Genomic DNA, 7,599 nt, shown 5'->3' with positions numbered 1-7,599 from the left:
TGGGATTGTTTGTGTGGTTACTTACATTCTACAGGAAAAGTGCTCTTTTTTCTATGTTTTTATGGATATTATTGGTTAATCAACACACGTGCCTTATAACAATTACTGCACTTTTTTTCGTATCCATAGTTTGCAGTATTAGTTTAGCACTTAATTATTATCAATCACTGAAACCGAATACAGAAGGTATTGGAATTTCAAATGTGATCGCATATTGGCTACTAGGGGAGGATGCTTGGGCACCAGTATGGACTATTCAGTTATTCAAAAAGGCTTACTCTATTTCCTTATGGATTACACTTATTTTATTTGTTTTCCTCATAATTCTTTTATTCATGAAAAGGAAAAAAAGTGAATGAAATACATGAACTAAAATGTTATATACCAAAAATTTCTATATAAAGTAACATAAAGAATAATATAAAAAACACCTGTGAGCGACTTTTTTAAGGAAATTAAAGGCGATTATGGGTTAGGATTACACGCCCTTCAAGTTTAGTGTTAAGCGTCGTTGTGTCCATACGCAATGTTTGTGATCATGAGCTGCAGAAAAAGAATACCCACATGTTTTAGGCATGCCAAATAACCCTCTTGGAGAGGGTTATTTGGCGTTTTTAGTGTGCTCGGCATGGGTGCAATCTCTAGGGTGAAAGTCCCGAACTGCGAAGGCAGAAGTAGCAGTTAGTTTAACGCAAGGGTGTCCGTGGTGACGCGGAATCTGAAGGAAGCGGGCGGCAAACTTCCGGTCTGAGGAACACGAACTTCATATAAGGCTAGGTATCATTGGGTGAGTTTGCTAAACAAAACAAAGCCCTTTCTGCCGAAGGTGATACAGAGTAAATGAAGCAGATAGATGGAAGGAAAGATTGCACTCTTACCCGAGGAGGTCTGATGGATACGTGAAGTACGCTTCATAACCTACTTCGTGATAAGTAGCTGAACCATCAGAAGTCAGCAGAGGTCGTCGTACGAATCGGTCTAGAACGATTCGGAAGAACCGAACAATCAAGAGAAAATAGCCCTTGGCTTCAGTCCGTCATGATGAACACAGAAAACGAAGTGCCTCCCAAGAGAAAGGAAACGGTGAATCCCGTGGGGGATCTCTTGGAGGGTGGAGTGACGACTGGCATAAGAAGATCAGCTATTTACGGAAGGAAGAAGAACGATGCTCTTAAATCAAAAAAATTTCTTGCGTCACTGATCTTGATTGAACCGCCGTATACGGAACCGTACGTACGGTGGTGTGAGAGGACGGAGGTTAATCACCTCCTCCTACTCGATTGCGATCGGTCCACCGAGTTGTTCAATGCGTGGATCAACGTTTGTGAATTTTTTAAAGTTTTCACGGAACTTCGCCGCAAGTTCTTTTGCTTTTTGGTCATATGCTTCTTGATCTACCCATGTGCTTTTTGGCAGCAATACTTCGTCCGGTACACCTGGGACGTGAAGCGGAATATGCAGACCGAAAATCGGGTCTTGAACGGTTTCTACGTTGTTTAATTCGCCTTCTAACGCCGCTTTCACCATCGCGCGCGTATAAGATAGCTTCATTCGTTCACCAACACCGTATCCGCCTCCCGTCCAACCGGTGTTGACTAAAAATACTTGAACGCCGTGAGCGTCAATTTTTTGCCCGAGCATATCTGCATAGCGCGTTGCAGGAAGCGGTAAAAACGGTGATCCAAAGCATGTCGAAAACGTTGCTTCAGGTGCGGTAATTCCGCGTTCTGTTCCCGCTAACTTGCTTGTATAGCCGCTTAAGAAATGATACATCGCTTGTTCTTTCGTTAATTTGCTAATTGGAGGCAATACACCAAACGCATCAGCTGTTAAAAAGACGATCGTATGCGGATGACCTGCAATGCTCGGTTGAACGATATTATCCATTGCTTCAAGCGGATATGCTGCGCGCGTATTTTCCGTCAACGTTGCATCATCATAGTTTGGTATGCGTGTGTCTGGATCAATCATGACGTTTTCTAATACGGAACCGAAGCGAATCGCATCGAAAATTTGCGGTTCTTTTTCGCGTGATAAGTTAATGCATTTCGCATAACATCCGCCTTCAATGTTGAACACGCCGTTATTTGACCAACCGTGCTCGTCATCGCCAATTAAGCGACGGTTTGGATCGGCAGAAAGCGTTGTTTTCCCTGTACCCGATAAACCGAAAAAGAGCGCGACATCTCCTTCTTGACCTACGTTTGCTGAGCAGTGCATTGGGAAAATTCCTTGTTCTGGCAACAAAAAGTTCATCACAGAGAAAATCGATTTTTTCATTTCCCCTGCATATTCTGTTCCACCGATCAGCACGGTACGACGTTCAAATGAGATGATAATAAACGTTTCTGAACGCGTGCCGTCAACAGCTGGATCTGCTTTAAATGTCGGTGCAGAAATGACTGTAAATTGTGGTTCATGCGTTTGCAATTCTTCTGTTGTTGGACGAATGAACAATTGATGGGCAAATAAGTTATGCCAAGCAAATTCATTGACAACTTGAATTGGCAAGCGATAAGCTGGATCCGCGCCTGCAAAGCCGTTGAATACAAATATTTCTTCTTTCGTCATTAAATAATCGATCACTTTGTTGTACAGTTTATCAAATACTTCTTCAGAAATTGGTTGATTGACAGTTCCCCAATCAATTTTATGTTTCACAGATGGTTCTTCCACAATATATTTATCTTTTGGAGAACGACCTGTATATTTTCCAGTTGTTGCACAAACTGCACCTGACGAAGTGAGGACACCTTCTTTGCGAGTTAATACTTTTTCTACTAATCGCGGTACAGATAAGTTATGAAAAACCCCATCCCTTTGTAAGAGTGTTGATAATTTGTTTGTCAGTTCAATGGAATTCATTGGACAAAACCTACCTTTGTTTGATTTATCTTTATGTAAAAAGTATAACACATTTTGATAAATAGTCCATACTAATTCGTGTATTTTTCTTGAATTTATTTTCGAGACTATGACAGGAGAAAAAACGTTGACTTGCTCTGTACAGATGTGATATGATGCTGAAATGAACGGATACTCTTATCCCGAGTTGGTGGAGGGAGACAGGCCCGATGAAACCCAGCAACCGTCACATACGTGAAAAGGTGCTAACCTGTGGCAAGGGAACGCCCTTGAACGATAAGAGTGAAAGGCGCAGACAAATGCAAAAACCTTTCCTCTGAGGGAAAGGTTTTTTTCACGATAGACCATAATAAGAGGGATGAGTACCGTATCATTTGTCACTATACTGAGGAGGAATGTTTGAATGCCTAAACGTCGTCTGTTTACATCTGAATCTGTAACGGAAGGGCATCCGGATAAAATTTGTGACCAGATTTCCGATGCGATTTTAGATGCGATTTTAGCGAATGATCCGAATGCGCGTGTGGCGTGCGAAACGAGTGTAACAACAGGACTTGTGTTAGTGAGTGGAGAAATTACAACATCTACATATGTAGATATTCCGAAAATTGTTCGTGAAACAATTCGTGAAATTGGCTATACGCGCGCAAAATATGGCTTTGATGCAGATACGTGCGCAGTATTGACGTCAATTGATGAACAGTCGCCAGATATCGCGATGGGTGTTGACAAAGCGTTAGAAGCTCGCGAAGGACAAATGACAGATGAAGAAATCGAAGCGATCGGTGCAGGTGACCAAGGATTAATGTTTGGCTTCGCGTGCAACGAAACGAAAGAACTTATGCCGCTACCAATTTCTCTTGCACATAAACTTGCACGCCGTTTAGCAGAAGTGCGTAAAGAAGACATTTTACCGTACTTACGTCCAGACGGAAAAACGCAAGTGACTGTGGAGTACGATGAAAACGGCAAACCTGTACGTATCGATACGATCGTTGTTTCTACACAACATCATCCAGAAATTACACAAGATCAAATTGTGCGCAACATTAAAGAACATGTCATTAAACCTGTCGTTCCGGCAGAATTGATCGATGAAAACACAAAATATTTTATCAACCCAACAGGACGTTTCGTCATCGGTGGTCCACAAGGTGACGCAGGGTTGACAGGACGTAAAATTATCGTTGACACATACGGTGGTTATGCACGTCACGGCGGCGGGGCATTCTCAGGAAAAGATCCAACGAAAGTAGACCGCTCAGCAGCATATGCGGCACGTTACGTAGCGAAAAACATTGTTGCAGCGGGTCTTGCCGATAAATGCGAAGTGCAGTTAGCGTATGCGATCGGTGTTGCAAAACCTGTATCGATTTCAATTGATACGTTCGGCACGGGCAAAGTATCTGAAGATGTATTAATTGAAGTGGTGCGCAACAACTTTGATCTTCGCCCAGCGGGCATTATTAAAATGCTTGATCTTCGTCGCCCGATTTACAAACAGACAGCTGCTTACGGTCACTTTGGCCGCACAGATATTGATCTTCCTTGGGAACGTACAGATAAAGCAGAAGTGTTAAAACAACAAGCGTTACAGTTGGCGAAGTAAGGAAAAAAGGGAGAGTTACAAGATGTAGCTCTCCTTTCTTGTTTTTTAAGTAAGAACAGAAAATGAAGCGATGCCAACTAATGTACCGAGCATACAGCCAGCAAGCACATCAGATGGATAATGAAGTCCTAAATAAATGCGCGAAATCGCGACGCTACACGCGATGGGCAAGAGCCAAATCGTTAATGCCGGAGCGTATAGTAAAAATGGAATGATGACAGAAAATATTGCGGTTGTATGTCCGGATGGAAATGAATGATCAGTTAACGGATTTTTTGTTACTTTCGTGTTATGAAGTGAAATATACGGTCGTTTGCGTGGGTACATTTTTTTCATCATTGCGACAGGAATATGACTAAGTGCCAATGCGACCGCGCTCGCGATAGCAGCATCCTGCCATTCGTCACGTAGCAACCAAATGGCTAGCAATACGGTTGTAATCGAGCATGTCGCTCCTCCAATGTGCGTAATCGAGCGAAAATACGCGTTAAGCCACTTCCGATCAAAATAACGATTAATGCTGTAAAACAACTTGCACTCCCAATCGTACCATTTTCGCAACATAAGCAAATCCCCCTGAATTTATGATAAAATATATATGTTAAGTCAATAATAAAACAATGTAAAAATACCACGCCTATTTATTGCGTGGTTTGTTTAATTGAAGCGACTTATAATATTGTCCTTTTTCGACATATTCGCGGCGAATTCGTGCCATTTCACGCTCATCTTCTTCGGTTAATTCTCGAATTACTTTTGCGGGGCGTCCGAACGCAAGTGTGCGAGGAGGGATTTTCTTTCCTTGAGGCACAAGACTGCCGGCACCGATAAAAGCCCCTTCACCAATTTCAGCACCGTCTAAAACGATAGAACCCATACCGACGAGAGCCTCTTTTCTTACGATCGCACTATGTAAAATAACTTGATGGCCGACGGTCACATCATCTTCAATGATGAGTGGATTGTTTGGGCTTTGGTGAAGGACACAATTGTCTTGAATGTTTACACGGTTGCCGATGATCGTTGGTGCGACATCTCCACGAATGACGGTGTTAAACCAAATGCTCGTTTCCTCTCCAATGGTTACATCACCTGTAATGGTGACGTAATCGGCGATGAAAGCGGAAGACGCAATGTTTGGTGTATGTTCTTTATATGGATAAATCATTTGGCTCGTCCCTTTCGTTTCATTTTGTTATATTTAGTGTACAAATTTTTCGTCTATTCGTAAATATAAAGGAGGGATGTTTATGTGGAAATGGGAAGGAGAAAACGCAAAAGGCACAATTGTCATCGTTCACGGTGCTGCCGAACATCACGGTCGGTATAAATGGCTCATTGAAATGTTTCGTATGCACGGTTTTCATGTCGTTGCAGGGGATTTACCAGGACAAGGAACGACATCGCGTAGCCGACGAGGGCATATTGATTCATTTGACGAATATATAGAAGCGGTCGCGAGTTGGGTGCATGAAGCGAGCGTGTATGAACAGCCTATTTTTTTACTCGGTCATAGCATGGGAGGACTTGTCGTCATTCGCACATTGCAAGAAAAGCGACTACCTGTTCGCGGTGTCATTTTATCGTCCCCGTGTTTAGGGCTCGTTCATTATCCGTCGAAAGCACTTGAGGTCGCTTCACGCATTTTAAATGTCATTCATCCGAAAAAGCGATTTCCATCAGGATTAACGGTAGAGATGGCGACCCGAAATGAAGAAGTGCGAGAGATGGACAAAAACGATTCATTATATGTGACGAAAGTATCTGTTCGTTGGTATCGCGAGTTGGTCAAAGCCATTCGCATCGCTCATGAAAAAATTGAACACTTACCAGATGTTCCGATGCTCGTTATGCAGGCGGGGGATGACAAAATTGTTGATAAAAGTGCAGTGAAATCATGGTTTGATCAGTTGATGGTTAGTGAAAAAGTGTATAAAGAGTGGCCAAAACTATATCATGAAATTTTTAACGAACTTGAGCGAGAACAAGTATTTTTATATGCTCATACGTTTTTAACGTTGCAATTGCAAAGAGGTGAGCTTATTGAGCGTTCCAACAAATCCTTTTAGTTTAATGCGGGCTGTATATCGTCGCGTTTTTCCGATCGTTCATCGCGAATTAGATATTTGGAAAAAAAGAGCGGAGGCGATTCCGAACGAGGAATTGCGCAAACAAGCGTTAGCAAGCATCGCAACAAAAACGTTTCATTGTGAAGGAGGAGCGATTTTGTCGTTGCTTGCTGGAAAAGAGATGGAGCGATGCATTCGTTTTATCGTTGCTTATCAAACGATTAGCGATTACTTAGATAATTTATGCGATCGAAGCACGTCACTTGATCCGACCGATTTTCGTGCGCTGCACGAGTCAATGATGCATGCGTTAACGGTCGGGGCAAAAAAAGAGGCATATTACCGCTATCGTACGGAACAAGATGATGGTGGTTATTTGCATGCCCTTGTCGATACGTGTCAAGAGACATTGGCAGAAGTTCGGCATTATCATATCATTGCCCCGTTTTTACATGAACTTGCATCATATTATTGCGACTTACAAGTACATAAACATGTGAAGAAGGAAGAACGGATTCCGCGTCTGAAGCAATGGTTCTCCCAACATGAAGCGTCGTTGCCGAACATGGAGTGGTATGAATTTTCCGCTTGTTCCGGATCAACGCTCGGTATTTTTTGTTTAGTCGCTTACGCTTGTACCGATTCTTTTGATCAACGTCTTGCTGAACGGGTACGAAACAGCTATTTCCCATACGTGCAAGGGCTGCACATTTTACTTGATTATTTGATTGATCAAGAAGAAGATCGACAAGGTGGAGATTTAAATTTTTGTTTTTATTATCCAAATGAAGAAACGCTATTCGCTCGTTTATGTCATTTCGTTGAAGAAGCAGATCGGCATATCGCGCAGTTGCCGCATCGCGAATTTCATCGCTTTATTCATCGGGGGTTGCTTGGGCTATATTTATCGGATGAAAAGGTGCACGAGCAAAACGCCATTCGTAAGTTAGCGAAACAATTGTTGCGCTCAGGTGGTATAACATCTCATTTCTTTTATTGGAACGGACGAATGTATCGAAAATGGCAAAAATGGATGTATGCGTGAGGAAAACGGGT

General features: G+C 42.4%; 6 protein-coding genes and 1 riboswitch. Of the genes, 3 read left to right on the top strand and 3 right to left on the bottom strand.

Annotated features, from left to right (window positions below):
* Positions 1-1,272 precede the first annotated feature (1,272 nt).
* Positions 1,273-2,865, bottom strand: a complete 1,593-nt coding sequence (gene pckA, locus EKC99_RS04595; protein ID WP_163150768.1) for a phosphoenolpyruvate carboxykinase (ATP) — start codon at positions 2,863-2,865, stop codon at positions 1,273-1,275.
* 174 nt (positions 2,866-3,039) lie between these two features.
* Positions 3,040-3,148: riboswitch (SAM riboswitch) on the top strand.
* A 120-nt stretch (positions 3,149-3,268) separates the two neighbouring features.
* On the opposite strand from pckA, the gene metK reads away from it, so the two are divergent.
* Positions 3,269-4,474, top strand: a complete 1,206-nt coding sequence (gene metK, locus EKC99_RS04590) for a methionine adenosyltransferase (RefSeq protein ID WP_009361605.1) — start codon at positions 3,269-3,271, stop codon at positions 4,472-4,474.
* A 45-nt stretch (positions 4,475-4,519) separates the two neighbouring features.
* On the opposite strand, the gene EKC99_RS04585 is transcribed toward metK, so the two are convergent.
* Together EKC99_RS04585 and EKC99_RS04580 are read right to left on the bottom strand one after the other, a co-directional pair.
* Positions 4,520-5,038 carry a phosphatase PAP2 family protein gene (locus tag EKC99_RS04585; protein WP_163150766.1) on the bottom strand — a complete coding sequence of 173 codons (519 nt, stop codon included), beginning with the start codon at positions 5,036-5,038 and terminating at the stop codon, positions 4,520-4,522.
* A 73-nt stretch (positions 5,039-5,111) separates the two neighbouring features.
* Positions 5,112-5,642, bottom strand: a complete 531-nt coding sequence (locus tag EKC99_RS04580) for a gamma carbonic anhydrase (RefSeq protein WP_009361603.1) — start codon at positions 5,640-5,642, stop codon at positions 5,112-5,114.
* 82 nt (positions 5,643-5,724) lie between these two features.
* Here EKC99_RS04580 and EKC99_RS04575 point away from each other — a divergent pair, with 82 nt between their 5' ends.
* Both EKC99_RS04575 and EKC99_RS04570 read left to right on the top strand, forming a co-directional pair.
* Positions 5,725-6,543 carry an alpha/beta hydrolase gene (locus tag EKC99_RS04575; protein ID WP_009361602.1) on the top strand — a complete coding sequence of 273 codons (819 nt, stop codon included), beginning with the start codon at positions 5,725-5,727 and terminating at the stop codon, positions 6,541-6,543.
* Entirely contained in the window at positions 6,518-7,588 is a 1,071-nt protein-coding gene (locus EKC99_RS04570; protein WP_163150764.1) for a tetraprenyl-beta-curcumene synthase family protein, read from the top strand. Before EKC99_RS04575 ends, EKC99_RS04570 begins: the two co-directional genes overlap by 26 nt.
* Positions 7,589-7,599: the final 11 nt, after the last annotated feature.

It is taken from the genome of Anoxybacillus sp. MB8 (assembly GCF_011006755.1).
GTDB lineage: Bacteria > Bacillota > Bacilli > Bacillales > Anoxybacillaceae > Anoxybacillus > Anoxybacillus gonensis.
This window is presented reverse-complemented; position numbering and strand designations above follow the sequence as displayed.

Excerpts from the sequence above, each read along its gene's own strand:
- pckA (WP_163150768.1), bottom strand. The coding sequence starts at position 2,865 with ATGAATTCCATTGAACTGACAAACAAATTATCAACACTCTTACAAAGG.
- metK (WP_009361605.1), top strand. The coding sequence starts at position 3,269 with ATGCCTAAACGTCGTCTGTTTACATCTGAATCTGTAACGGAAGGGCAT.
- EKC99_RS04585 (WP_163150766.1), bottom strand. The coding sequence starts at position 5,038 with ATGTTGCGAAAATGGTACGATTGGGAGTGCAAGTTGTTTTACAGCATT.
- EKC99_RS04580 (WP_009361603.1), bottom strand. The coding sequence starts at position 5,642 with ATGATTTATCCATATAAAGAACATACACCAAACATTGCGTCTTCCGCT.
- EKC99_RS04575 (WP_009361602.1), top strand. The coding sequence starts at position 5,725 with ATGTGGAAATGGGAAGGAGAAAACGCAAAAGGCACAATTGTCATCGTT.